The 23,478-nt window shown below is 71.2% G+C and carries 25 protein-coding genes; 8 read left to right on the plus strand and 17 right to left on the minus strand.

From position 1 onward, the window contains the following. Positions 1 to 72: 72 nt before the first annotated feature. The 6 genes from AB3K78_RS16205 (at position 73) to AB3K78_RS16230 (ending at position 8,144) form a co-directional block, all read left to right on the plus strand. Positions 73 to 1,617 carry an AMP-binding protein gene (locus AB3K78_RS16205; RefSeq protein ID WP_416447387.1) on the plus strand — a complete coding sequence of 515 codons (1,545 nt, stop codon included), beginning with the start codon at positions 73 to 75 and terminating at the stop codon, positions 1,615 to 1,617. Between the two features lie 120 nt (positions 1,618 to 1,737). After that, positions 1,738 to 3,906, plus strand: coding sequence for an ATP-dependent Clp protease ATP-binding subunit (locus AB3K78_RS16210; RefSeq protein ID WP_416444956.1), 2,169 nt, complete (start codon positions 1,738 to 1,740; stop codon positions 3,904 to 3,906). A 286-nt stretch (positions 3,907 to 4,192) separates the two neighbouring features. Beyond that, on the plus strand, positions 4,193 to 5,161 hold the full coding sequence (locus tag AB3K78_RS16215; protein ID WP_416444958.1) for an aldo/keto reductase: 969 nt from the start codon (positions 4,193 to 4,195) through the stop codon (positions 5,159 to 5,161). Next, positions 5,148 to 6,062 (plus strand): MBL fold metallo-hydrolase, encoded by a 915-nt coding sequence (locus tag AB3K78_RS16220; protein ID WP_416444960.1) that lies wholly within the window; start codon positions 5,148 to 5,150, stop codon positions 6,060 to 6,062. Before AB3K78_RS16215 ends, AB3K78_RS16220 begins: the two co-directional genes overlap by 14 nt. Before the next feature lie 66 nt (positions 6,063 to 6,128). After that, positions 6,129 to 6,851, plus strand: coding sequence for a TrmH family RNA methyltransferase (locus tag AB3K78_RS16225; protein ID WP_416444962.1), 723 nt, complete (start codon positions 6,129 to 6,131; stop codon positions 6,849 to 6,851). 36 nt (positions 6,852 to 6,887) lie between these two features. Further along, on the plus strand, positions 6,888 to 8,144 hold the full coding sequence (locus tag AB3K78_RS16230) for an ATP-binding protein (protein ID WP_416444964.1): 1,257 nt from the start codon (positions 6,888 to 6,890) through the stop codon (positions 8,142 to 8,144). A gap of 7 nt (positions 8,145 to 8,151) precedes the next feature. Here the strand turns inward: AB3K78_RS16230 and efeB are convergent, their stop codons facing one another. From efeB to efeU, 4 genes are all read right to left on the minus strand, one after another. Continuing rightward, a complete protein-coding gene (gene efeB, locus AB3K78_RS16235) occupies positions 8,152 to 9,519 on the minus strand; it encodes an iron uptake transporter deferrochelatase/peroxidase subunit (RefSeq protein WP_416444966.1) in 1,368 nt (455 codons plus the stop codon). A gap of 17 nt (positions 9,520 to 9,536) precedes the next feature. Beyond that, a complete protein-coding gene (gene efeO / locus AB3K78_RS16240) occupies positions 9,537 to 10,778 on the minus strand; it encodes an iron uptake system protein EfeO (RefSeq protein WP_416444968.1) in 1,242 nt (413 codons plus the stop codon). Between the two features lie 85 nt (positions 10,779 to 10,863). Beyond that, positions 10,864 to 11,082 carry a hypothetical protein gene (locus AB3K78_RS16245; RefSeq protein ID WP_416444970.1) on the minus strand — a complete coding sequence of 73 codons (219 nt, stop codon included), beginning with the start codon at positions 11,080 to 11,082 and terminating at the stop codon, positions 10,864 to 10,866. Continuing rightward, the gene (gene efeU / locus AB3K78_RS16250) at positions 11,079 to 11,795 is read right to left on the minus strand and encodes an iron uptake transporter permease EfeU (RefSeq protein ID WP_416444972.1); all 717 of its coding nucleotides are present in this window, start codon (positions 11,793 to 11,795) and stop codon (positions 11,079 to 11,081) included. The genes AB3K78_RS16245 and efeU overlap by 4 nt, the downstream gene beginning before the upstream one ends. Before the next feature lie 264 nt (positions 11,796 to 12,059). Between efeU and AB3K78_RS16255 the strand changes: the two genes are divergently transcribed. Further along, entirely contained in the window at positions 12,060 to 12,326 is a 267-nt protein-coding gene (locus AB3K78_RS16255) for a hypothetical protein (RefSeq protein ID WP_416444974.1), read from the plus strand. Here the strand turns inward: AB3K78_RS16255 and AB3K78_RS16260 are convergent. The 3 genes from AB3K78_RS16260 to AB3K78_RS16270 are packed head-to-tail and all read right to left on the minus strand — an operon-like array spanning position 12,313 to position 15,481. Beyond that, positions 12,313 to 13,125: an anti-sigma factor domain-containing protein gene (locus AB3K78_RS16260; protein WP_416444976.1), complete on the minus strand. Its 813-nt coding sequence runs from the start codon at positions 13,123 to 13,125 to the stop codon at positions 12,313 to 12,315. The genes AB3K78_RS16255 and AB3K78_RS16260 overlap by 14 nt on opposite strands. After that, entirely contained in the window at positions 13,122 to 13,709 is a 588-nt protein-coding gene (gene sigK, locus AB3K78_RS16265) for an ECF RNA polymerase sigma factor SigK (protein ID WP_416444978.1), read from the minus strand. The genes AB3K78_RS16260 and sigK overlap by 4 nt, the downstream gene beginning before the upstream one ends. A 50-nt stretch (positions 13,710 to 13,759) precedes the next feature. After that, positions 13,760 to 15,481 (minus strand): cytochrome c biogenesis protein DipZ, encoded by a 1,722-nt coding sequence (locus tag AB3K78_RS16270; RefSeq protein WP_416444980.1) that lies wholly within the window; start codon positions 15,479 to 15,481, stop codon positions 13,760 to 13,762. Between the two features lie 160 nt (positions 15,482 to 15,641). Between AB3K78_RS16270 and AB3K78_RS16275 the strand changes: the two genes are divergently transcribed. Further along, positions 15,642 to 16,322 (plus strand): fasciclin domain-containing protein, encoded by a 681-nt coding sequence (locus AB3K78_RS16275; protein ID WP_416444982.1) that lies wholly within the window; start codon positions 15,642 to 15,644, stop codon positions 16,320 to 16,322. A gap of 83 nt (positions 16,323 to 16,405) precedes the next feature. Here the strand turns inward: AB3K78_RS16275 and AB3K78_RS16280 are convergent, their stop codons facing one another. From AB3K78_RS16280 to AB3K78_RS16325, 10 genes are all read right to left on the minus strand, one after another. Beyond that, on the minus strand, positions 16,406 to 16,999 hold the full coding sequence (locus AB3K78_RS16280) for a histidine phosphatase family protein (protein ID WP_416444984.1): 594 nt from the start codon (positions 16,997 to 16,999) through the stop codon (positions 16,406 to 16,408). A 56-nt stretch (positions 17,000 to 17,055) separates the two neighbouring features. Then, on the minus strand, positions 17,056 to 19,062 hold the full coding sequence (locus AB3K78_RS16285; RefSeq protein ID WP_416444986.1) for a metallophosphoesterase family protein: 2,007 nt from the start codon (positions 19,060 to 19,062) through the stop codon (positions 17,056 to 17,058). Continuing rightward, positions 19,059 to 19,484, minus strand: coding sequence for a chitobiase/beta-hexosaminidase C-terminal domain-containing protein (locus tag AB3K78_RS16290; protein WP_416444988.1), 426 nt, complete (start codon positions 19,482 to 19,484; stop codon positions 19,059 to 19,061). The genes AB3K78_RS16285 and AB3K78_RS16290 overlap by 4 nt, the downstream gene beginning before the upstream one ends. 321 nt (positions 19,485 to 19,805) lie before the next feature. After that, positions 19,806 to 20,435: a DUF2076 domain-containing protein gene (locus tag AB3K78_RS16295; RefSeq protein ID WP_416444990.1), complete on the minus strand. Its 630-nt coding sequence runs from the start codon at positions 20,433 to 20,435 to the stop codon at positions 19,806 to 19,808. Positions 20,436 to 20,634: 199 nt separating this feature from the next. Then, positions 20,635 to 21,156 carry a MarR family winged helix-turn-helix transcriptional regulator gene (locus AB3K78_RS16300; protein WP_416444992.1) on the minus strand — a complete coding sequence of 174 codons (522 nt, stop codon included), beginning with the start codon at positions 21,154 to 21,156 and terminating at the stop codon, positions 20,635 to 20,637. A gap of 23 nt (positions 21,157 to 21,179) precedes the next feature. After that, positions 21,180 to 21,410 (minus strand): hypothetical protein, encoded by a 231-nt coding sequence (locus AB3K78_RS16305; RefSeq protein ID WP_416444994.1) that lies wholly within the window; start codon positions 21,408 to 21,410, stop codon positions 21,180 to 21,182. Positions 21,411 to 21,545: 135 nt separating this feature from the next. Continuing rightward, on the minus strand, positions 21,546 to 22,088 hold the full coding sequence (locus AB3K78_RS16310) for a Dps family protein (protein WP_416444996.1): 543 nt from the start codon (positions 22,086 to 22,088) through the stop codon (positions 21,546 to 21,548). 39 nt (positions 22,089 to 22,127) lie between these two features. Then, positions 22,128 to 22,391, minus strand: a complete 264-nt coding sequence (locus tag AB3K78_RS16315) for a GlsB/YeaQ/YmgE family stress response membrane protein (protein WP_099723347.1) — start codon at positions 22,389 to 22,391, stop codon at positions 22,128 to 22,130. A 63-nt stretch (positions 22,392 to 22,454) separates the two neighbouring features. Then, on the minus strand, positions 22,455 to 22,640 hold the full coding sequence (locus AB3K78_RS16320) for a CsbD family protein (protein WP_416444998.1): 186 nt from the start codon (positions 22,638 to 22,640) through the stop codon (positions 22,455 to 22,457). 317 nt (positions 22,641 to 22,957) lie between these two features. Then, positions 22,958 to 23,200 carry a hypothetical protein gene (locus AB3K78_RS16325; protein ID WP_416445000.1) on the minus strand — a complete coding sequence of 81 codons (243 nt, stop codon included), beginning with the start codon at positions 23,198 to 23,200 and terminating at the stop codon, positions 22,958 to 22,960. Between the last annotated feature and the right edge of the window lie 278 nt (positions 23,201 to 23,478).

Genomic DNA, 23,478 nt, shown 5'->3' on the forward strand with positions numbered 1-23,478 from the left:
GGATGAGCGGGACGAGTCAAAGGAGACGACGTGACGTTCAGCAGCCCCTACGGGGAGATCGAGATCCCGGGTATGTCCATCACCGACGCCGTGTTCGGCGGTTTGACCGAGGCCGAGCTGGGGCGGGTGGCCCTGGTCGACGGGCCGAGCGGAGCCGAGACGACGTACGCCGAGCTGCGCGGCCAGGTGCTGGCGATCGCCGGCGGCCTGGCCGCCCGCGGCATCGGGGTGGGCGACGTGGTGGCGCTGCACGCGCCGAACGTCCCCGCGTTCGTCGCCGCGTTCCACGGGATCCTGCGGGCCGGCGCGGTCGTGACCCCGGTGGCGGCGCTCTCGACCGCCGAGGATCTCGCCCGGCAGCTGCAGGATTCCGGGGCGGTCATGCTCCTCACCGTCTCGCCGCTGCTGCCGAACTCGGGCCCGGGAGCCGAGGCCGCCGGCCTGTCGAAGGACCGGGTGGTGGTGCTCGACGGCGCGGAGGGCTATGCGAGCCTGCGCGACCTGGTGGGGAGCGGGCACGCCGCCCCCGAGGTGTCGTTCGATCCGGCGACCCAGCTCGCGGTGATCCCGTACTCGTCGGGCACCACGGGACGGCCGAAGGGCGTGATGCTCACGCACCGCAACCTGGTCGCCAACGTGCTGCAGTCGAACCCGGCGATCGGGCTCGACGCGCACGATCGCGTGCTGGCGGTGCTCCCGTTCACGCACATCTACGGGCTCACGGTGCTGCTCAACCTGGCGCTGCGCGAGCGGGCCACGTTGGTGACGGTGCCGAAGTTCGACCTGCCGGAGTTCCTGAGGATCATCCAGGATCAGCGTACGACCGCCGTGTTCGTGGCGCCCCCGATCGCGGTGGCGCTGGCGAAGCACCCGATCGTCGCGCAGTACGACCTGTCCGCCGTCGAGTTTGTGCTGTCGGGAGCGGCCGCGCTCGACTCGAGCCTCGCGAAGGCCGTGGGGGATCGCCTCGAGACTCTCGTGCTGCAGGGCTACGGCATGACCGAGATGAGTCCGGTCTCGCATGTGATCCCGCGCGACCGCCCCGAGATCGACCGCGGCTCGATCGGGGCACTGGTCGCGAACACGGAGATGCGGATCGTCGACATCGAGACGGGGGAGGAGATCGGGCGGCCGGAGGAGGGGCGCAGCCTTCCCGGAGAGCTGCTGATCCGCGGGCCGCAGGTGATGGTCGGCTATCTGAACAACGCCGAGGCCACCGCGGCGACGCTCGAGCCCGACGGGTTCCTGCACACCGGCGACATCGTCGAGATCGATGCCGATGGGCAGGTGTTCGTGGTCGACCGGCTCAAGGAGCTCATCAAGTACAAGGGGTACCAGGTGCCGCCGGCCGAACTGGAGGCACTGCTGCTCACGCATCCGGCGGTCGCCGACGCCGCGGTCGTCGCGCTGCCGCACGGGGAGGCCGGTGAGGTACCGAAGGCGTTCGTGGTGCTGCAGGAGAACGCTTCGCTCACGGCCGAGGAGGTCATGGCCTTCGTCTCGGAGCGTGTCGCCGCGCACAAGAAGGTCCGCGCGGTCGAGTTCATCGACGTGATCCCCAAGTCGAGCTCGGGCAAGATCCTGCGAAAGGACCTGCGGATCCGGGACGCGGGGTAGCGCTTCCGCGGGTCCCGGCGTAAACTTGAGTCAACTGAACTCAAGTTTGCGACGTCGCGGGTGCTCGGGTCGGCCGGCACTCGCGACATCGCGTCCGTCTGCTGAACAGAGAGGACCCAGATGCAGGCCAATTGGACGCCCGCCCAGGGCGAGGAGGGCGCACAGAGCGCGCTCGAGCAGTTCGGCGTCAACCTCACCGAGGTCGCCCGGACCGGCAAGCTCGACCCCGTCATCGGCCGGGACGCCGAGATCCGCCGGGTGAGCCAGGTGCTCACCCGGCGCACCAAGAACAATCCCGTGCTGATCGGCGAGCCGGGCGTCGGCAAGACCGCCGTCGTCGAAGGCCTCGCCCAGCGCATCGTCGCGGGCGACGTGGCCGAGTCCCTGAAGGACAAGGAGCTGATCTCGCTCGACATCTCGGCGCTCATCGCCGGTGCGAAGTACCGCGGCGAGTTCGAGGAGCGCATGAAGGCGGTGCTCCAGGAGATCAAGGACTCCGATGGGAAGATCATCACTTTCATCGACGAGCTGCACACCCTCATGGGCGCCGGCGGCGGCGAGTCCTCCGTCGCGGCCTCGCAGATGCTGAAGCCCATGCTGGCACGCGGCGAGCTGCGGCTGATCGGCGCGACGACACTCGACGAGTACCGCGAGTACATCGAGAAGGACGCCGCGCTCGAGCGACGCTTCCAGCAGGTCTACGTCGGCGAGCCCTCGGTCGAGGACACGGTCGCGATCCTCCGCGGCCTCAAGGAGCGCTACGAGGCGCACCACAAGGTCACGATCGCCGATTCCGCGCTCGTCGCCGCAGCCTCGCTGAGCGACCGCTACATCACGGCCAGGCAGCTTCCCGACAAGGCGATCGACCTGATCGACGAGGCGGCGAGCCGGCTCCGCATGGAGATCGACTCGGCCCCGGTCGAGATCGACGAGCTGCGCCGTGCGGTCGACCGCCTGAAGCTCGAGGAGCTGGCCCTCAAGAAGGAGAAGGACGAAGCCTCGAAGGAGCGCCTGGCGAAGCTGCGCGACGACCTCGCGGTGAAGCAGGCCGACCTCGACGTGCTCGAGGCCCGCTGGGAGCGCGAACGCGCGGCCCTGAACCGCACGGGCGAGCTGCGCGAGCAGCTCGATCGCCTGCGCATGGACGCCGAACGCGCGCAGCGCGAGGGCAACCTCGAGCGGGCCTCGAAGCTGCTCTACGGCGAGATCCCCGTGATCGAGAAGCAGCTCGCCGAGGCCGAGCGGGCCGAGCACGAGGCCGAGGCGGCGGGCGCCGGCGAGCCGCCGATGGTCAACGACCAGGTCACCGACGAGGACATCGCCGGGGTGGTCGCCGCCTGGACCGGGATCCCCGTCGGGCGTCTCCTGCAGGGCGAGACCGAGAAGCTGCTCGCGCTCGAGAGCGAGCTGGGCCGTCGGCTCATCGGCCAGTCCGACGCGGTGCGCGCGGTGAGCGACGCCGTGCGGCGCACCCGTGCCGGTATCGCCGACCCGAACCGGCCCACGGGCTCCTTCCTGTTCCTCGGGCCGACGGGCGTCGGCAAGACGGAGCTCGCGAAGGCGCTCGCGGAGTTCCTCTTCGACGACGAGCACGCGATGATCCGCATCGACATGAGCGAGTACGGCGAGAAGCACTCGGTGTCCCGCCTGGTCGGCGCTCCTCCGGGATACGTCGGCTACGAGCAGGGCGGCCAGCTGACCGAGGCCGTGCGGCGGCGCCCCTACTCGGTGGTCCTGCTCGACGAGGTCGAGAAGGCGCACCCCGAGGTGTTCGATGTGCTGCTGCAGGTGCTCGACGACGGCCGGCTGACCGACGGTCAGGGGCGCACGGTCGACTTCCGCAACGTGATCCTGATCCTCACCTCGAATCTGGGCTCGCAGTATCTGATCGATCCCGATCTGCCGTGGAACGAGAAGGAATCGGCGGTGCGCGAGACGGTGCGGCGCGCCTTCAAGCCCGAGTTCATCAACCGTCTCGACGAGATGGTGATCTTCCGGCCGCTCTCCGAAGCGGACCTCGCGCAGATCGTCGAACTGTCGGTCGACCGGCTGCAGGCCCGGCTCGCGCCGCGTCGGCTCACGGTCGCGGTCACGCCGCAGGCGCGCACCTGGCTGGCGCAGGCCGGATACGACCCGGTGTACGGCGCTCGCCCGCTGCGGAGGCTCATGCAGCACGAGATCGAGGATCGGCTCGCGCGGGCGATCCTGTCGGGCGAGGTGCGCGATGGCGGGATCGTGCGCGTCGATGTCGCGCCCGACGGCGACTCGCTGGCGGTCGCGGCGGAGTAGCGGGCTGCGGCCGGACCGGCCCCGGACCGGCCGGCCCCGGCCGCAGCCCCCGGCCCCGCAGCCCCGGCCCTGCCGAGATTGCAGTTGTGCATGGAATAGGGCGCTATTCCATGCACAACTGCAATCTCGGCAGCGTCGGCGGGGTGTGACCGGGCGCGCACCGTAGCGCCCCGAGCTGACCGGGCGCCCAGCACCTGGGAATAGCGTGGGAGGCGGCTGCGCTGCACCCGACGTGCTCGCGTGCAGCGCGCGGCCCCACGCATCGACCCGCGAAGGAGCGTCCTCCATGACCACTGCCCGCACCCGCATCGGATCCTCGGAACTCGAGATCGCGCCGCTCGCGCTCGGCGGCAACGTGTTCGGCTGGACGGCCGACCGCGAGGCCTCCTTCGGCGTGCTCGACGCGTTCGTCGCGGGCGGAGGCGACTTCGTCGACACCGCCGACGGCTACTCGCACTGGGCCCCGGGCAACGGCGGCGGCGAGTCCGAGCGCCTCATCGGCGAATGGGTGCGGGAGCGCGGCGTGCGGGAGCGCGTCGTGATCGCGACGAAGGTCTCGACGCATCCCGAGTTCTCGGGACTCTCGGCGGCGAACGTGCGCGCGGCGGCCGACGCCTCGCTCGCGCGGCTCGGCACCGACCGGATCGACCTCTACTACGCGCACTTCGACGACGCCGAGACGCCGCTCGAGGACACGGTCGCCGCGTTCTCGGGGCTGGTGGACGCGGGCAAGATCCGCGCGATCGGCATCTCGAACTACACGGCGGAGCGGGTCGACGAGTGGTTCCGCATCGCCCGGGAGGGCGGCTACCACCTGCCGGTCGCGCTGCAGCCGCACTACAACCTGATGGAGCGCGACTTCGAGACGAACGGCCTGCGGGATGCGGCCGAGCGCGAGGGGCTCGCGGTGTTCCCGTACTTCTCGCTCGCGAAGGGGTTCCTCGCGGGCAAGTATCGGGACGCGATGGACGTGAACAGCGCTTCGGCGAGCCCGCGGGCGGAGGACGCCGCGGCCTACCTCGACGCACGGGGGCTCGCGGTGCTCGCCGGCCTCGACCAGCTGTCCGAGCTGCATCGGGTGCCGGTCGCCGCGCTCTCGCTCGCCTGGCTGCGCCAGCAGCCGACCGTCGCGGCCCCCATCGCGAGCGCGCGCAACACGGACCAGCTGTCGGCGCTGCTCGACTCGCTCTCGGTCGAACTGAGCCGTGCCGAACTGGAGCTGCTGAGCGCGGCATCCGCCGATGACGATCGCTGACCCGCTCGTGCAGGATCCGTCGGTTCCCGAGCCCCTCGTCGGCCAACGGCATTCGACCGAGCCGCTCGGTGTCCGCTGGATCCACGGTTCGCCGTCCGCCAAGCACGACGCCGACCCCGAGCTGCAGGTGCACTGGGTGGATCCGCACACCGCGATCCTCCGCCAGAACAAGGCCGTCGACTACGAGGCGCCGTTCCTGTTCCTGCTGTTCGGCGAGGCGCGGGCCGCGCTGATCGACACCGGGGCGACGGCGGACCCGGAACTGATGCCGCTGCGGCGCACGGTCGACGAACTGATCGCGGGCTGGCTGCGTCGGCACCCCCGTCCGGAGTACGAACTGGTGGTGCTGCACACCCACGCGCACGGCGACCACGTCGCGGGGGATGCGCAGTTCGCGGACCGGCCGCGCACCGTCGTGGTGCCGGCCGACCGCACGGCCGCGTGGGCATTCCTCGGCATCGCGGTGGACGAGGCCGATGCCCCGCCCGGGCGGCTCGAACTCGGCGGTCGCAGCCTGCGCGCCATCGGCGCTCCCGGGCACGAGCGCTCGGCCGTCGTGTTCTTCGACCCCTGGACCGGGTTCCTGCTGACCGGCGATACCGTCTACCGGGGGCGGCTCTACGTCGAGGACTGGCCGGCCTATTCGCGCACCATCGACCGGCTGATCGCGTTCGCGCAGTATCACCCGGTCACGCAGGTGCTCGGCTGCCACATCGAGATGACCTCCGAGCCCGGGGTCGACTACCCGATCCGCACGACCTACCAGCCCGACGAGCCGCCGCTCGAGCTGCCGCCGGAGGTGCTGGGCCGGATCCGGGCGGTGCTCGACGAAGCAGGGGACGTGCCCGCGCGCCGGGTCGACGCGGATTTCATCGTCTGGCCCACCGAACCCGGGGAGTGATCCGCGAGCCCTCGCGTCTCGGCCGGGAGGGACGGGGGATCCCCGCCGCACTGGGAGAATGGGCGGGTGACTGAGAACGCCGAGCCCGCCGACGGCCCAGGGCCCACGAGCCATCCCGAACGCACCACCGCAGGCGTCGGCCCCTGGCCTGGCGGCCCCGAAGCCTGGCCGACCGATGAGCGCTTCGACCCCGAGCTGCTGGAGCACGGCGACTCGCGCAACGTGATCGACCGGTATCGGTACTGGCGCATGGAGGCGATCGTCGCCGACCTCGACGAGCACCGGCATCCGTTCCACGTGGCGATCGAGAACTGGCAGCACGACATGAACATCGGGTCGATCGTGCGCAGCGCGAACGCCTTCGGCGCGGACACCGTGCACATCGTCGGCCGCCGGCGCTGGAACAAGCGAGGCGCCATGGTGACCGATCGCTACCAGCACGTGCAGTACCACGCCGATGTCGCCGAGCTCGCCGCGTGGGCTGCTGCCAATGGCCTGCCGATCATCGCGATCGACAACGTTCCGGGCTGCGTGCCGGTCGAGACGTTCGTGTGGCCCGAGCGCTGCATCATGCTCTTCGGGCAGGAGGGCCCGGGGCTGACCGACGAGGCGGTGGCGGCCGCGGAGGCCGTGGTCGAGATCACGCAGTACGGGTCCACGCGCTCCATCAACGCTTCCGCGGCGGCGGCGGTATCGATGTTCAGCTGGGTGACGCAGCGTTCCCAGCTCGTGCCGGGCGGGCCCTCCGCCCGTGCGACCGGCTGCGACATCCCGCCGCAATCTCGATAAAGTTATCAAGATCCGAGCGGCTGATAAAGTTATCGAATGCGAAGCTCGCTCAACAACCCGTTCAGTCCCGGCTCGGACATCGTCCCCGAGGTCTGGGCCGGCCGCAGCGAACAGCTGAGCGACTGGCGCGACGTCGTCCGGCCGCGTCGCATCGTCGGCCTCCCCGAGCGCGGGCGCACGATCCTCGGCGAGCCCGGGCTCGGCAAATCGTCCCTGGTGCGCCGCATCGCGCAGACCGCCGCGGCGCACGGGGACTGGGTGACGCCCCAGCTCCGGATCCCGTCGGGCGCGGACCCGCTGAAGCTCGTCGCGGAGGCGATCCTGCGGCTCGCCGAGATCGCCGGGCTGTCGTCGAAGCCCGCGAACGAGGTCGCGGCTGCGCTCGCCCGCGTCCAGGCTGTCGCGGCGGCCGGGATCTCGCTCACCCTGCAGAGCGCCACCGGCCCCGACCCCTACCGTGCCCTGACCGACCTCCTGATCGAGGTCGGGCGCGCAGCGATCCGGCGCGGCGACGTCGTGGCGCTGATCCACATCGACGAGGTGCAGAACATCACCGACGAGCACGCGCTCTCGCAGCTCCTCATCGCGCTCGGCGACGCGCTCACCCACGAGGTCGAGGTCGAGGTGCCCGGCGGAAACCGGGTGCTGCGGTCGCTGCCGATCGCCGTCTACCTGACCGGTCTCCCCGATTTCGAGGACATGACCGGGGCGCGCAAGGGCGCGACGTTCGCCCGACGATTCAAGACGACCACGCTGACGGCGATCGAGGAGGAGGAGCTCGCCGAGGCGCTGCAGGCGTTCGTGCTCACCGGATGGGGTGTCGCGGTCCCGGGCGGCGGCATCGAGCGGGTCCGCATGGATCCCGCCGCGGCCGCCGCGATCGTCGAGCTGTGCCGCGGCGAGCCGTTCCTGTTCCAGCTCGCGGGAGAGCAGGCCTGGTACGCGGGAACCGGATCCGTCATCACTGAGGATCAGGTCCTCTCAGGGTGGCGGAGCGCCGGCCGGGAGGCGGGCGCCCACGTCGAGCGGATCCTGAACCGGCTGCCCGAGCGCGAGAAGCAGTTCCTCGAGGCCATGGCGGAACTGGCGCCGAAGGAGCGGACGCTCACCCGGATCGCCGCCGAAGCGGGCTTCGCGAAGGCGACCGACGCCGGGCCGACCGCGCAGCGGCTCGACACCGTGCGCGGGATCATCTCGCGGGGCAAGCCGTACACGTTCCGCCATCGCGCGGTCGAGGCCTATCTGACGAGCGAGTGGCCCGAGGTCCCCGCGGGCGTGCGCGGCGGGCGGTAGCCCGGCTTCAGTCGAAGAGGGCCTGGCCGACGAACTCGCCGGCGGCCACCCCGCGGGGCACCGCCCAGAGGCCGGAGCCGACGTGGCGGATGTACTCGTTCAGCGCGTCGGTCTTGAGCGCGCGCTGCACCGTGACGAACGCCGAGGGGTCGCTCTGGTACGAGATGAAGAAGAGACCGGCCCCGAGCTGTCCGAGCGGGTTGTTGCCGTCGACGTAGTTGTAGCCGCGGCGCAGCAGGCGGATCCCGTGGTTCTGGGTCGGGTGCGCGAGGCGCACGTGCGCCGCGATGTCGATGGCCGGGCCGCCGGAGGTGCGCGTGCGCGCGAAATCGGGTTCGGTGAACTCGCCTCCGCCCGAGAGCGGCCCGCCCTCGCCCTTGGTGCGCCCGATCACCCGCTCCTGCTCCTGCAGCGTGGTGCGGTCCCACGACTCGATGGTCATGGCGATCTTGCGTGCGACCAGGTAGCTGCCGCCGCGGATCCACTCGGGACCGTCGGACACCCAGACGTGCTGGTCGAGCGCCTTCGCCTCCTCCGCCTTCACGTTGGCGGTGCCGTCCTTGAACCCGAAGAGGTTCCGCGGCGTCTCCTGCGACTGCGAGGTGGACGAGGTGCGCCCGAAGCCGAGCTGGCTCCAGACGATGCGCGCCCGGCCCATCGCGATGCGGCTGAGATTGCGGATCGCGTGCACCGCCACCTGGGGATCGTCCGCGCAGGCCTGCACGCACAGGTCACCGCCGGTCGCGGCGGGGTCGAGCAGGTCGAAGGCGAACGAGGGGAGCGGCGCGAACGACCTCGGCATCCGCTCGCGCAGCCCGAACGGGTCGGCCTCGGTGCCGCCGCCGCGCAGCGAGCGATCCGCGAACAGCTCTCGGCCGAGCCCGAAGGTGAGCGTGAGGTTCGACGCGCTGAGCCCCTGCGCCTCGCCGGTGTCGTCGGGCGGGGCGAGCGGCGGCCCGTCGACGGCGCCCGAGCCGATGTCGCGCCCGGCGGTCAGCTCGCGCGCGGCGGTGGTCCAGTCGCGCAGCAGCGAGATGAGCTCGTCGCGGCCGGAACTGTGCAACAGCTCGAACGAGGCGAAGTGCAGCCGGTCCTGTGCCGGAGTGACGATCCCCGCCTGGTGCGCGCCCTCGAACGGCACGACGCCGCGCGCCGCGCCGGCGGAACCGGAGCCGAGCGGTCCGGCGGCCGCGAGCGCGCTGTTCGCCGCCGCGCCCCCGGCGGCACCGACGGCGAGACCGACCGCGCCCCCGCCGAGCATGCCGAACAGGGCACGGCGGGACGGCCGAGGCGCGGACTCCCCGGGAGCCTGCGGGTCCGCGTCCACGTGCGGGTGCGGCTCCTGCGGCAGCTCGGGGCGTGTGGGGTCGGACATCGTCGACAGACTACCGACTACTTGGACGCGGGAAGGCCGAGAACGGTGTGCGTGAGCTTCGAGAGCGGCTCGCTCAGGGCGTTGAGCTGGGCGCCGAGCTCGTTGCGGGCGTTCTGATCGACCGTCGAGTAGTCGACGAAGCCCTTCTCGAACGAGCCGTACTGGGCGAGCAGGTCGAGCATGCCGGCGAACTGGCGATCGAGCTCGGCGACGAGCTTCTTGCCCTCGGGGCCCTTGGACTCTGCGATCTTCTTGACCGTCTCGAACGCGACCTGCGCGCCCTCGACGTTCGCGGTGAAGTCGTACAGGTCGGTGTGCGCGAACTCGTTCTCCTCGCCGGTCAGCTTGCCGTCGGGGGCGGCGACCTCGTCGAGCAGGCTCACGGCGCCGTTGGTGATGTCGGCGAGGGTGAGCGTGAAGTCCTTGGAGTTCACGAGGTCGTGCAGCTTCGTCACGTCGGCGACGAGCTTGTCGCCGACCTGCTTGCGGCCGGCCTGATCCAGCGGCGCGAGCTGTTCGTTCGGGTACTGCTTCTTGGCCTGGTCGAGCCACAGGTCCATCTCGATGCGGTGGAAACCGGTGAAGGGGATCCCCTCGGCCTCTGCGCCGGGCTTGCGGTAGTCGATCGCCGGATCGAGGTCGCCGAACTGCGATGCGGTGGGCTCGATGCGCTCGTAGCTCACACGGGCCAGCGGGAACAGCCTGCGCGCTTCGTCGTCCTTGCCGGCCTCGTAGGCGTCGACGAACTTCTGGACGCTGGGCAGCAGCTCGCTGGCCTGGGCCTTGACGTAGCCCACGTAGGAGGCGACCGCGGCGTCCGCCGCCTTCTGGTCGTCGCCCGAGAGCGCGGTGGCCGTGCCGGTGACCGTGAAGGCGGCCTGTCCGACGTTCGCGCCGACCATGCCCGGCTTGCACGCGGTGAAGTAGCTGCCGGGGTCGGCGACGACGGTCAGATCGCGGGTGCTGTTCGGCGCGATGTTCTCGACCTCGCCGACGATGGAGAGCTTGTTCTCGCCGAGCAGGTAGAACTCGGTGACCTTGTCGCCCGTGTTCTTCACGCGGAAGGTCACGGGGCCGCTCGGAGCCTCGGCCTTGGACACGGTGCAGGCGTCGGAGGCTGCGGTGACGTCGAGCACGGTCGTGGCCCCGCCCGCGGTCCCGGCGTTCGGCACGCAACCGGTGAGCAGCGCTGCGACGGCGATGCCCGCCGTCCCGAGTGCGAGCGGAGCAGTGGTGCGTCGGGCGAGGCGGAGGGTCATCGGGGGTCCTGTTCTGTGGGAGGGATCGGGGTGCGGGGTCGCGCGATGCGCCGATGCCGAGGGGCACCGGGCGACTGCGATGCCGCTAGGGGAGTGCGGGGGCGGCGGCCGGTTCCGCGGGGGCGACCGGCGCGGGTCCGGGCTTCGGGCCGGTCGCGGGCTGCGGGCGGGTGCGCAGCAGGAACCAGGTGAGGGTCGGGACCAGGTAGAGCGCCCAGACCAGCACCTCGAGCTTCGTCATGTCGGGCGAGAACCCGAGCGTGCCCTTGAGGATCACGCCGAGCCAGCCATCGGGGGCGATCACGTGCGAGAGCTGGAACGCCCAGGCGGATTCCCCGTACCAGGATGCGACGAAGGCGCCGGCTCCGGGGGAACGGGGGCGAAGGGGCCGGGCAGCACCGCGGCCTCCTGCAGGTCGTGGATCGCGTAGGCGAGGACGCCCGCGGTGAACACCACGAGGATCGCGCCGCTCCAGCGGAAGAAGCGGCTGAGCCCGATGCGGAGCAGGCCGCGCGAGATGGCCCAGCCGAGCACGGCGGCGAGGAGGATCCCGGCGATCGCGGCGAGGAATCCGAGCAGGGCCCCGGTGCCGGTGGCCCGGGTGGTGGCCCAGATGAAGAGGGCGGTCTCGATGCCCTCGCGGCCGACCGAGAGCAGCGCGACGGCGACGATGCCCCAGCCGGTGCCGCCGATGACCGCGTCCAGGCGGCCGCGGAGCTCGCCGCTCATGCTGCGCGATGCGCGCGCCATCCACATGATCATCCAGGTGACCATCACGACGGCGAGGAGCGAGAGGCTGCCGCCGATGACTTCCTGGGCCTGGAACGAGAGGCCGTAGGCGCCGAAGGTGAGGATCGCGCCGACGGCGAGCGAGACGCCGATGGCGACGCCGACGCCGAGCCAGATCCGGACGACGACGTCCGTGCGATCGAGCTTGCGCGCGTACGCGATCAGGATTCCGACGATGAGTGCGGCTTCGAGGCCTTCGCGGAGGCCGATGAGGAAGGTGCCGAGCATGGAGCGTGGATCTCTCGTGAGGGTGGGTCTTGTGGTGCACCGGCACGGAGATGTCGGAGCGGATGCGGCGGTGCGCCGCGTGGGCGTCCCTCGGGCTCGCCGAAGCGATCCCGACGCCGGCGTCCTTCATCAGATGTTAGTGAGTCGTGCCTCATTTGCCAAGATCGAGTGCTGTGAATCCTGCGCCGTCGTGCGGATCCGGACGTATCCTGAGAGCAACCGGTCGCGACCGGCCGAGTCGCGTCCGCGTGTGAGGTGAGTGCGATGAAGCAGAAGAAGCGGGACCGGCCGCACGCCGCGACTCGGCACGACGCCGGCACCGGGCAGGGAACGGTGCACGACCCGCACTACGGGTGGAGCACCCTCGACCATCCGATCCTCGACGGCTCGACCGAATCGAAGCGCGCGCAGGCGAAAGTCGAGAACGCCTACCGGGGCGTCGAGGACCCGTCCTTCGTGCACGGGATCCGCAAGCACGGCCTCGGCGTAGCGGATCCGCCCTCGGGCGTCCGCGGGCTCAGGCCGAACTGATCGCCAGGATCGGCGCGGTCGTGGGGGCTCCCGTCGGGGAGCCGCCACGTTCCTCGACGGTCACTGCCAGCGTGTCGCCGGGGTGGAAGCCCTTCGCGATCACCGCCGCGCGCGAGCCGTCGGGCCGCACGACCCCGAGCGAGATGGGTCGTTCTCCCCGAACGATCCACAGCTCGTAGTCGTGTCCGGAAGCCGCCTTCGGCAGGTCGTCCAGCACGAACACCGCCCGGCGCTCCGCGTCCGACCAGTGCAGGGTGCCGCGCGCCGCGGTGTCGGTCGTGCCCGTCGCGCTGCGCGCGTCGGGGGCCGCTTCGACGCGTTCGAGCGCCGTGGCGACCGGGTCCTGCGGGAACAGGCTCTCGCGCGCCCAGGGCGAGAGCCCGAGACCCAGCAGGACGACGATCGATGCCGCGAGGGCGAACCAGCCGGCCCGCCCGCGTGCGCGCCGCGAGGCGGATCCGGGCTCCGCTGCGTTCCCGCCGGGGGCGCCGGCCGCCGGAGCGGCCGCCGGAGCAGCCGGCGGGGCGGGCGCCGCCGGAGGCGGCGGAACCGACGGGGTTCCGGGCGCCGCCTGGGGCAGCCCCGCGATGGCGTCGAGGATCGCGGCCCGCACCGGAGCGGGCGGCACGACCTCCGGGACCCCGGCGCCGATGCCGGCCGCGGCCTCGCGGTCGGCATCGAGGATCGCTCCCCACTCGGGGTGCGCCTCCAGCGCGTTCGCGAAGGCCAGCTCCTCTTCGGGTGTCAGCGCGTCGAGCGCGTGCGCGGCGGAGAGCTCGCGGAACTCCTGCTCGGTCATCGCGCTGCCTCCAATTCGCTCCTGAGCCGGGAGAGCCCGTCCCTGATCCTGGTCTTCACGGTGCCGAGGGGCGCCCCGACGATCGCCGCGATCTCGCGCTGGCTGTACCCGCCGAAGTAGGCGAGCACGAGCGCCCGGCGCTGGTGCTCGGGAAGCGCCTCGAGGCCGTGCACGGCGCGGGCACCGTCGATCCGCAGCTCGACGTCCTCGGCCACGCTCGCGGACGGCTCGGCGCTCTCGCGTGCGCCCACGAGCAGATCCCGCCGGCGCGCCGCCTGCACGGACCGCACCCGGTCGACCGCGCGGCGGTGGGCGATGGTGAGGATCCACGCGCGGGCCCGGCCGCGGTCGGGGTCGAACCCCGCGGCCGTCTGCCAGGCCTCGAGGAACACCTCCTGCAGCACCTCTTCGCTCTGCGAACGATCGACGAGGACCCGCAGGATCAGGCCGTAGGCGCGTGCCGCGAGCAGATCGTAGAACTCCGCGAAGGCGGCGCGGTCCCCGGTGCCGGCGCGTGCGAGGGCGTCGTCGGCAGGATCGGCGCGCTCGCCGTCCTCCGGAACTTCGACTCCGTCGATCACCATCTCACCCAGCATGCCCTATTCACCCCCGCTCGTCACCGAAGCCGCGTCGATCATCCGAAGGTGAAGGAGTACACCTGGACGCCGCGGGGCACGCTGAGCCGCAGCGCGCCGGAGGTGTTCTGCGGCGTGTCGATCAGGCGATATGACCGCGGGGTCCCGCTGACCGCGATGCGCCGCGTCGAGCCGTCGGGCAGGGCCGCGGTCAAGGTGCCCTCGCCCGAGAGGACGACCCGCACCTCCCTGGCGTGGAAGTCGAGGCGGACGACGCCGCCGGCGGCGTCGGCCGGAGTCGCGAACTGCGTCTCCACGGTCCAGCGGCCGTCGAGGGCGAAGGTGTCCCGATCCTGTGTCGCGGGGAGCGCGAAGGCCGTGGTTCCCTGCGCGTAGTCGCCGGAGCCGCCGAAGTTCCGATCCTTCGACGAGCCGAGGAACGTCTCCGGCGTCGTGCTCCCCGTCTTCGGCGTGCGGTCGGCCACCTCGGTCGCCTTCGGCAACGAGGCGTTCGGATCGGCGTCGCGCAGCAGTTCCCGGATCATCCGCTCGGTCGTCGCGTAGTCGCCCTCTCCGAAGGAGATGTGGCGGACCGTGCCGCTCGCGTCGATCAGGTAGTGCGCCGGCCAGTACCGATTGCGATACGCGGTCCAGGTCGCGAGCGAGTTGTCCAGCGCGACGGGGTACTCGATCCCGAACCCCTTCGCGCCCGCCGCGACGTTCGCCGGATCCTTCTCGAACGCGTACTCGGGCGAATGCACGCCGATCACGGTCAGGCCGGCGTCGCGATACGCGCGATCCCAGGCGACGACGTGCGGGATCGAGCGCTGGCAGTTGATGCAGGAGTAAGCCCAGAAATCGATCAGCACGACTCGGCCGCGCAGGGAGGCGAGGTCGACGGGCTTCCCGCCCGGGGTGTTGATCCAATCGGTGAGTCCGCGCAGCGCGGGGGCCGTGCCGCACTCGCGCAGTTCGGCAGCGTCGTTGCCGCACTTCGCCAGGTCTCGGTTCTCGTCGGTCACGAGCCCGCCGAGATTCAGCGCGCTGCGGCCGGCGTCGCTCTCCGCGAGGTCCTGCTGCAGTCCGGCCGTGTAGTCGGGCACGAGCCGCTGCAGTACCTGGGGGAGGTCGAAGGCGAGTCCGACGGAGAGCGCGATCAGCGCGATACCGCCGGTGATCCTGATGGCGCGTTCCCGCTTGCGGAAGCCCCGGATCCGCTGCGCCACACTGCGACCGGCGAGCGCGAAGACGAGCAGCGGGACGGCGACCCCGATCGCGAAGGCGAGGGTCAGCAGGACCGTGCCGGGACCGACGGTCCCCGTCGACCCGGCGACCACGATCGCGGCGAGCACGGGGCCGGCGCAGGGCACGAACACCGTGCCGAGCGCCAGCCCGGTGCCGAAGCCGGAGCCTCCCTCGCCGACCCGACGGCGAGGGAGACGCTGGAACGGGCGTTCGAGCAGCTGCTCGAACCCCGGGAAGAGCATGCCGACGCCGATCAGCAGGAGCACGGCGACGCCGGCCCAGCGGATCGTGCTCTGCGGCAGACCGATCAGGCTCAGCAGGAGCGAGCCGAGGAGCGTCACGGCCGAGAAGCTCACGACGAGACCGGCGATGATCCAGTAGGGCCTCGCCCGTTTCGCCGGGATCACCTCGGGCCGCTCACCGGGAAGGGCGGGCTTGGCGCCCGCGGTGAGGAAGATGACGGGCAGCACGGGAAGGATGCACGGCGAGATGCCGGTGATGAGGCCGCCCAGCAGCCCGATGAGCACGGTGTCCATGAGTTCTCCTCCAGTCGCTGAGGTATTCGGAGCGCCGAGCCGATCGGATTGCCGGCGCCCGGCGAAAAAAGTTCCGCCGAATTCCCATCCGCTTCGACGACCGCTCCGAACGACCTCACAAGCCGCGAAGAATCGCGGTCCCGAGACCCGAGGAGGGGCCATGTTCACTCAGAAGAAGACCGTCGGTGCCGCGTTCGCACTGCTGCTGATCAGCGCCGCCACGCTCACCGGATGTTCCATGGGGGCGTCGACGGACAGCGGAGCGAAGACCGAGACGTCGCAGTCTCCGTCGAAGGAGAGCACGCCGAGCCCGAGCAGCACGAAGATGGATCCGTCGGCGAACCTCGTCGGTCCGGGCTGCGCGGCGTACGCGAAGCAGGTGCCCTCGGGTGCGGGATCGATCCAGGGCATGTCGCAGGACCCGGTCGCGGTCGCGGCCTCGAACAACCCGATGCTCAAGACCCTCGTCGCCGCGGTCAGCGGCAAGCTGAACTCGAAGGTGAACCTGGTCGACACGCTCAACGGGAGCGAGTTCACCGTGTTCGCCCCGGTCGACGACGCCTTCGGCAAGATCGATGCGGCGACCATCGACAAGCTCAAGACCGACGACGCGCTGCTGACCTCGATCCTGACCTACCACGTGGTGCCCGGCCAGATCGAGCCGTCGAAGATCGATGGCACGCACAAGACCGTGCAGGGCGGTGAGCTCACCGTCACCGGCTCGGGCGACAGCCTCAAGGTCAACGGCGCCAACGTGATCTGCGGTGGAGTGCAGACGGCCAACGCCGTGGTCTACCTGGTCGACGGCGTGCTGATGCCGCCGGCCGACGCCAAGCAGTAACGCGGAAACCGAAGCGGAGGCCGGTGCCCGTCATCGCGACGGGCACCGGCCTCCGGCACGTCCGGCCGCGGGACCGCTCCGGGTCAGGCCGGCTCGGCCAGCGGGGCGACCCGCTCCACGAAGGAGAACGATTCGGCAGCGTTCCAGGTGAGGCGCGTCACCGAGCCGTTCGCCGCCGCGCCGGGGTAATCGGCGAGATCCCGGCGGCAGGCCCGCTTGACGACGGCATTGATGAGGGCGCCGTGGCTGACGGCGATCAGAGCGCCGCCGGGATCGAGCGCGGCGGCGTGCTGCTGCAGGGTGCGGTGGGCGCGGGCGACGAGGTCGAGCTTCGATTCCGCCCCGGGCACGTGGCCGTCGGGGAATCGTTCGTCGAACTCTGGCCAGAGCATTCCCTCCGCGATGCCGAACCCCTGCTCGGTGAGGTCGGCGTCGAAGGCGGGAGGGGCCAGATCGAGCACCTCCGCGATCCGCTGCGCGGTGACGGCGGCTCGGCGGAGCGGGCTCGAGACGACGCGGGACGGCGCGTGCGGACGGACCAGTTCCGCGGCGAGCACCGCGTCCAAGCGGCCCTGCTCGTCGAGCTCGATGTCGGTGCGGCCCTGGATCCGGCCCTCGACGTTCCAGGGCGTGCGCCCGTGCCGGACCAGCAGGATCGTCACGGGCGCTGCGCTCATGCTTCAACGGTAGCGGGGCTCGGATCCGTGCGCACGGATCCGAGCCCCGACGGCCGTCAGGCGCTTCGGCGCCGGCGGAGCAGCAGGCCGCCGCCGACGGCGGCCAGGGCGAGCGCTGCGCCGGCCGCGGGGAGCAGCGACTCGGAGCCCGTCTTCGCCAGCCCATCGCCCTCGCCCTGGGAGGCCCCCGTTTCCGTGCCGGCGCTCGGCGGGGTGCTCGGACCGGCGGTGGGCTTCGGGGTCGGCTGCTCGGTGGGCTTCGGCGTGGGCTCCGGCGTCGGGGTTCCGGCCGCGCGGTACGCCTCGACCGCCGCGCCGAGCTCGCGCGCTGCCGCGTCGATGCCGGTCTGCGGCACGTTCAGGCGTTCGGAGACGCCGGCCGCCGCGCGCTGCGCCGCGCGCAGGCGATCCGCGACCGCCCGGGCGTCGTCCTTCGCCCGGGCGACGACGGGCTTCGCGGCATCGAGCGCCGCGGTGAGCGGAGCGCGATCCACCGTCGCGACGAGCTGCTGCAGCGCCGAGGTGCCCTCGACGATCCGCGCGGCGGCGGCATCGACCTCGTCCTGGGTCGCGGGTGCCGCGACCGCGCGGGCGGCGGAGCCGTTCGCGCCCGCCGGTGCGCCGGCCGCGTCGATCTGCGCCGTCAGCTGCGAGATGCGGTCCCGCGCGGCGGCCGGATCCGCGATCGCGAAACCGAAGTCCGCGGCCTGCGCGGGGGTCGCGTCGCCGAGCACCCGGGAGGCGGTGCCGATCAGCTCCTGCGCCTTCGGGATCGCGGCGTCGAGCGCGGCGCGGTCGAGCGCGCCCGCCACGAAGCGGAAGGTGCGCGGCGAGCTCGCGTTGCGGTAGGAGTCGTAGGCGACGAGCGTGGCCTCGTACTCGCGGCCCGCGACGAGCGGGCTCGGTGCGACGGGCTGGTTCGTCTTGCCTCCGCCGCGCAGCGCGAGCGGGATGTCGAGTGCGGCCGGACGAGGCGTGAACACGTAATCCGCGGCGAGCCGGTCGTTCGCTCCGACGAGGGTCACGGTCGTCCCTGCGGCGACGTCCTTCAGGGCGAGGGAGTAGTCGTTCACGAACTGGTCGTCGGCGGCCTGCGGCAGGCGGAGCACGGGACCCGTCGCGGTCTGGCGCACGGTCGGCTGCTCGGCGCCCCAGCTCGGGGCCGACGCGTTGCGGTTCGCCTTGGTGTAGACGAACTTCGACTTGATCTCGGCCGGGGTCGCGCCGCGCCCGATGACCCAGGTCGGGCCGGCGAGCGTGCCCGTCGAGCGGAACGGCGGGTTCTGCTGGAACCCCCACTTGCCGGCGTCGTCGTAGGTGCGGCCGGCGTCGGCGGCGTAGTTGATCCGGTCGACCTCGAGGCGGTCGCCGTAGACCTCGACCAGCACGGACTGCGCGGTCGGGATCGTGTGCTCCTTCGCGAGGCCGGCGCCGAACGCCTGGTACATGCTGTCGATCTCCTCGTAGGACATCGATCCCTCGTTGACCGAGGTGAAGGTGTCCTGATGGATCGACCGCTCGTCGGTGATGTTCAGGTGCGAGTGGCCCGAGAAGAAGACCACCTGCGGGAAGTCGTCGAGGTTGGTCTTGAGCCCCGGGTTCGAGGTCTGCGCACCGTCCCACACGGTGTTCGGGATCGGGCGGTGGCCGAAGACGAAGATCGGCTGGCCCTGCGTCGCGGGATCCTTCGACAGCGTGCTCAGGCGCCCGTACAGCCAGGTGGCCTGCGCCGAGGTCCACGACTCCGTGTTCACGACGAACGCCGGGAAGCCGCCGATCTTCGTCTCGTAGTAGCCCTTGCCGTCGAGCTGCGGGAACCAGTCCTTCGGGTACTGCGCCGCCATGCGGTCCACGTAGTCGTCGTGGTTGCCGAAGGTGACGAGCACGTTCGTGTCCGTCATGCCGGTGCGCGCGAGGTTCTGCTCGAGCATGGCGCGCGGGAACCGGTGGTCGGCGGCGGTGTCGTGATTGTTGTCGTTGATCTGGTCGCCGTTCGACACGATCGCATCGGGGTGCGGCGCGATCCGCTTGAGGGTGTCGAAGTAGCCCTCCCACTTCTTCACGAGCGCGGGGAGTCCGACGAAAGGTGGATGTCGCTCATCACCGCGAACTGCGCGAGCGGCTCCTCCGCGGTCTTGATCAGATAGCCGCGGACGGTCGGCGCGCTCGCCGTCGTGGGTGTGAACGCGATCGCCGTGAGGTTCGCGGAGCGCTCGATGCGGATCGGGCCCGAGTAGGCGGTGCTCTGGCGTGTGGGCACGGTGCCGTCCAGGGTGTAACGGATCTCGGCACCGGGGCCCGCGGTCAGCGTGACCGACTGCGGACCCGTGTACCGGCCGGTCTCGAGGCTCGCGATCGGACCCGACGCGTCCGCCGAGGCCGCCGGTGCGGCCCATGCCTCGGTGCCGGCCCCCGCCGTGGCGGTCCCCGCTGCGAGCAGGATCACCCCTCCGAGTGCCAGTGTCGTTCCCCATCTGCTGCGCATCGCGCCTCCTCGCTCTCGGCGACGGCTCGCCGTCGCTGGTGCGGCGGTGCGCCGCGCCAGGGACCAGGCTGCTGAGCGGAGACCAACGAGTTGTATATACATCCTTCACGGGGTGCGAATTCTCGATGAACGCGCAGCCGGGATGTTCACCGGCTGTTCCCGCGAAGCGGGTGGCGAGGTGCGGGCGAGCGCCGCCTTCCGCCGGATCGATCCCTGCCGGGACCGTGCGGCCCCGCCGGCGAAGTTCGGGCGCGATGCGGTCGGAGAAGCGCCGTGGGCCTCGCAGCGGATGCTGCGAGGCCCACGGCGCGCTCTGCTCGGTCAGACGTCCCAGCCGCCTCCGTCGTCCCAGCCCCCGGCATCCCAACCGCCGGCGTCCTGAGCGGCCTGGTCGGCGGCGCCCTGGTCGTACGCGGCCTGCTCGGCATCGGCCTGGGGCTCGCTCTGGGCGGCGTCCTGCGCGCCGTCGCCCGCGAACAGGTGCGAGATACCCGATGCGAGCAGCACGCCGCCGGCGACGCCGACTGCTCCGGCCGCGGCGGTGCGGAGGAAACTGCCGCTTCCGGTCGCAGCGGGGGTGCCCAGGACGGGGGCGCCGGACTGCGGCTGGGCGGGCCCGGCCGCAGCCGGTGCAGCTTGCTGGGCGTACCCTGACGTCGAGCGAGGCGCCGCCGTATCGCCCCCGCCGAAGAGGCTGTCGAGGAATCCGCGGCGCGGTGCCGACTCGGCGCGCGACTCGACTTCGCGTTCCAGCTCGGCGATCCGAGCCTGCGAGCCCCGCAGCGCCTCCTCCTGCAGCAGCACCGCCTGGACGAGGACGTAGAGCGAATCCGGTTGACGCCCGATCTGCTCGAAGATCAGCCGTTCGGCGTCGGGATCCTTGTCGGGGGCTCCGGCTGCGCGGATGCGGTCTGCCAGGTCGGTGATGAGACGGGCGTCTGCGGCGTCCATGCGGGTCCTTTCTCGGCGGCGGCCCGAGCGTTCTCGCGCTCCGGGTGCTCTCGTCGGTGGGAACCCCAGACTAGGAATCGGCGCTTTGCCCGAGCCGGGAGGATGCTGCGGAGCTGCTGCGAGCCGCCCGGATCCCGGGTGCTCGGGGGCGGCCGAGTCCTCCCGCCCGACTGCGGACCAGGCGGCTCGGAGGAACGCCTCAGGAGCTGATGCGGCGCTGCTCTTCGGCCAGTTCGTCGAGGGACGCGGCGATCCGCGCGACGACCGAGGCGGCGATCTCGGCGTCTCGGTCGTCCAGCTCGTCGATCTGCTCGACCAGGCGCGCGTGATGCGAGCCGATGGCGAGCTCGACCTGCTGCACGGCCGCAGGCGTGGGGACGAGGATGCTGGCGCGCCGGTCGCTCGGGTGCTTCATCCGTTCGACGTATCCGCGTCCGACGAGGCGATCGATGACGTTGGTGATGTTGGCGCTCGAGGTGCCGAGCATGACGATGAGGTCCTTCGCGCCGATGCTGCGTTCGTCGCGCTGCGCTTGGACCAGGTATCGGAGGGCGCGGAGGTCGAGGTTGGACAGGCTCGAGGAGGTGAGGGCGCGGAGTTCCTGCACGTGCTCCGCGCGTCGCAGGCGGAGCAGTGCCGACGCGAGTTCGCGTCCGGCCTCGGACTTCGGCGGCTCGGCGTAGAGGTGCTCCTGCTCGTGGCGAATGATGTTCTGCGGCATCTCACCCTCCGATGAGAAAAGGTCTAGTGGGTGTCGGGGCGGGCAATGCGCTTCTGGGCTTCCACGAGCGTCGTGAAGACCCCGAGCGGCTGATGGAGCGCGTCGAAGGCGGCGAAACCCTGACGGTGCTCCTCGATGGTTCCGAGGAATTCACCGGGGCGGTTCCCGGCCCAGAAGCCGGTCTCCACCTCGGTCCACACCTCCGCCTGCGGCGGGGATTCTGCCGATGCCCGTTCCGGAGCGATCAACGTCATTGCGGGTCTCCAGTATAAAAGTTCGCTGCTCGTAGGATCCGACGGAACCGCTGCAGCAGCGAAGGGCGGAGTGGGGAATGGTGGGGTGAAGCGGGGCCGGGCGCCCAGGCGCCCGGCCCCGCCGAGGGCGACGGGTCAGCGGCCGCCGGGGGTGCGGAGTTCCGCACCCATGAACCAGGCCTGCTGCTCGAGCTTCACGATGAACTCGTGGAGCACGTCCGCCGAAGCCGGGTCGGCCTCGTCGACGACGTCATGGACCTCGCGCATGGTGCGCACGGCGGCTTCCGTGGCGCGCACCATCTCCCGGATCGCGTCGTGCGTCAGGATCTCGCCGTCCGGGAACTCGGGGAGCGAGGTCTGGCCGGCCATCACGCTGGGGCGACCGTCAGGGGCCGCGTGCAACGCACGCATCCGCTCGGCCACCGTGTCGGCACCGTCCCGTGCCACGCTCACCAGTTCGTCCAGGTTGAGGTGGAGGTCGCGGAAGTTCGGCCCGACGATGTTCCAGTGGGCCTGCTTCCCGACGGTGTGCAGTGCGATCAGGTCGACCAGTACCTTCTGGAGCGCGTCGCGCAGGGCGCGCGGCGCGATGAACCCGGTCTCCGCCTCCTGGAGGCCGGTCGCCCGGTCTCCGCGAGGGCTCGGGAGGGTGATCGTGTCGGCGTTCTCGGCAGTCATGTCGTTCCCTTCGCTCGTCTCAGTTTCGGTGGCTGCGCGTCACTCGCGCTTGCGGCCGGTGACCAGCCCGTAGATCAGCAGCACCACGATGGAGCCGACGATCGCCAGGATCCAGGTCTGGAATGAGAAGAAGTCCTGCAGTGGGGCGTTGAACAGCAAGCTGCCCAGCCAGCCGCCCAGGAGCGCTCCGACGACGCCCAGCAGCAGCGTCGCGAACCAGCCGCCGCCCTGCCGCCCGGGCAGGATCGCCTTCGCGATCGCGCCGGCGATCAGGCCCAGCAGCAGAAATCCAAGAAATCCCATGATCGTTCTCCTCGTACGTCGGTGTGGGAGTCACCGGTGCCCGCGGCACCGGATCTCAAGCGCTCAGTTGTCGAACGCGTCCTTGACGGCGTCCTTCGCCTTCTCGGCGGTCTGCTTGAGGTCGCCCTTGGCCTGGGTCGCCTTGCCCTCCGCGACCTTCTCGTCGTCGCCGGTGGCCTTGCCGACCAGCTCCTCGGCCTTGCCCTTCAGCTTGTCCATGCCGGCCGAAATCTTGTTCTCGGTGCTCATGTCGGGCTCCCCTCGATGTTGACAGTAATTGGAATACACGCTCAGTAAGTATCTCACTGAGTGTCATAAACACTAGACCAAGTTTGCGTGCGTGCGCAACCCCGGGTGCGGCCCACCGCCGTTCGGGCGGTGGATGTGCGCCGAGGCGGTGCGCAGTCGAGGTGGGCGATCCTTCTGGAGGGAAGTGCACCGCGTGAGCGGCGATCCCGTGACCGGCTCCGCGCGGTCGAGTTCGCTCTCCGGCGGATGCGGTGGAACGCAGAAGAGCCCCCGTCGCGGATCGCGACGGGGGCTCCTCGGGGCGTGGGGACGAAGGCTCAGTAGGAGCTGTTCATCACGCTCGTCATGATGATGACGCCGATGATCGAGCTCGACAGCGAGCAGAGGATACCGATGGCGCCGGTGATGATGCCGGTGAGCGCCATGCCCCTCGACTGTCCCTTGCGCAGGGCGAGGATGCCGAGGACGAGGGCGGTGATGCTCGCTCCCCAGCCGAGGATCGCGATGAGCCAGGCCACGAGAATCGAGACGATGCCGAGGACCATGCTCGTGATCGCCATCCCGTTCGAGGCGGAGGCTGGCGCGGCGTAGGGCGCGGTGTAGGTCGGAGCCTGCGGGGCCGCGGGTGCGCCGTAGGCGGGAGCCCCGGTCGCGGGGGGCGCCGTAGGCGGGAGCCGCCGGAGCCGCCGGAGCCGCCGGCGTCTGCGGTGCTGCGGCGTCCTGCGGCTGCGGGGTGGCCGGATCCTGCGGGGGAACCGGAGGCTGGTCTGCGGGCTGCTGGCCGTTCGGCTGCGTGTCTGACATGTTCGCTCTTTCGGAGGGGGGATGATGAGTGCCC

The sequence above is a fragment of the Leucobacter sp. HNU genome (assembly GCF_047946755.1).
GTDB lineage: Bacteria > Actinomycetota > Actinomycetes > Actinomycetales > Microbacteriaceae > Leucobacter.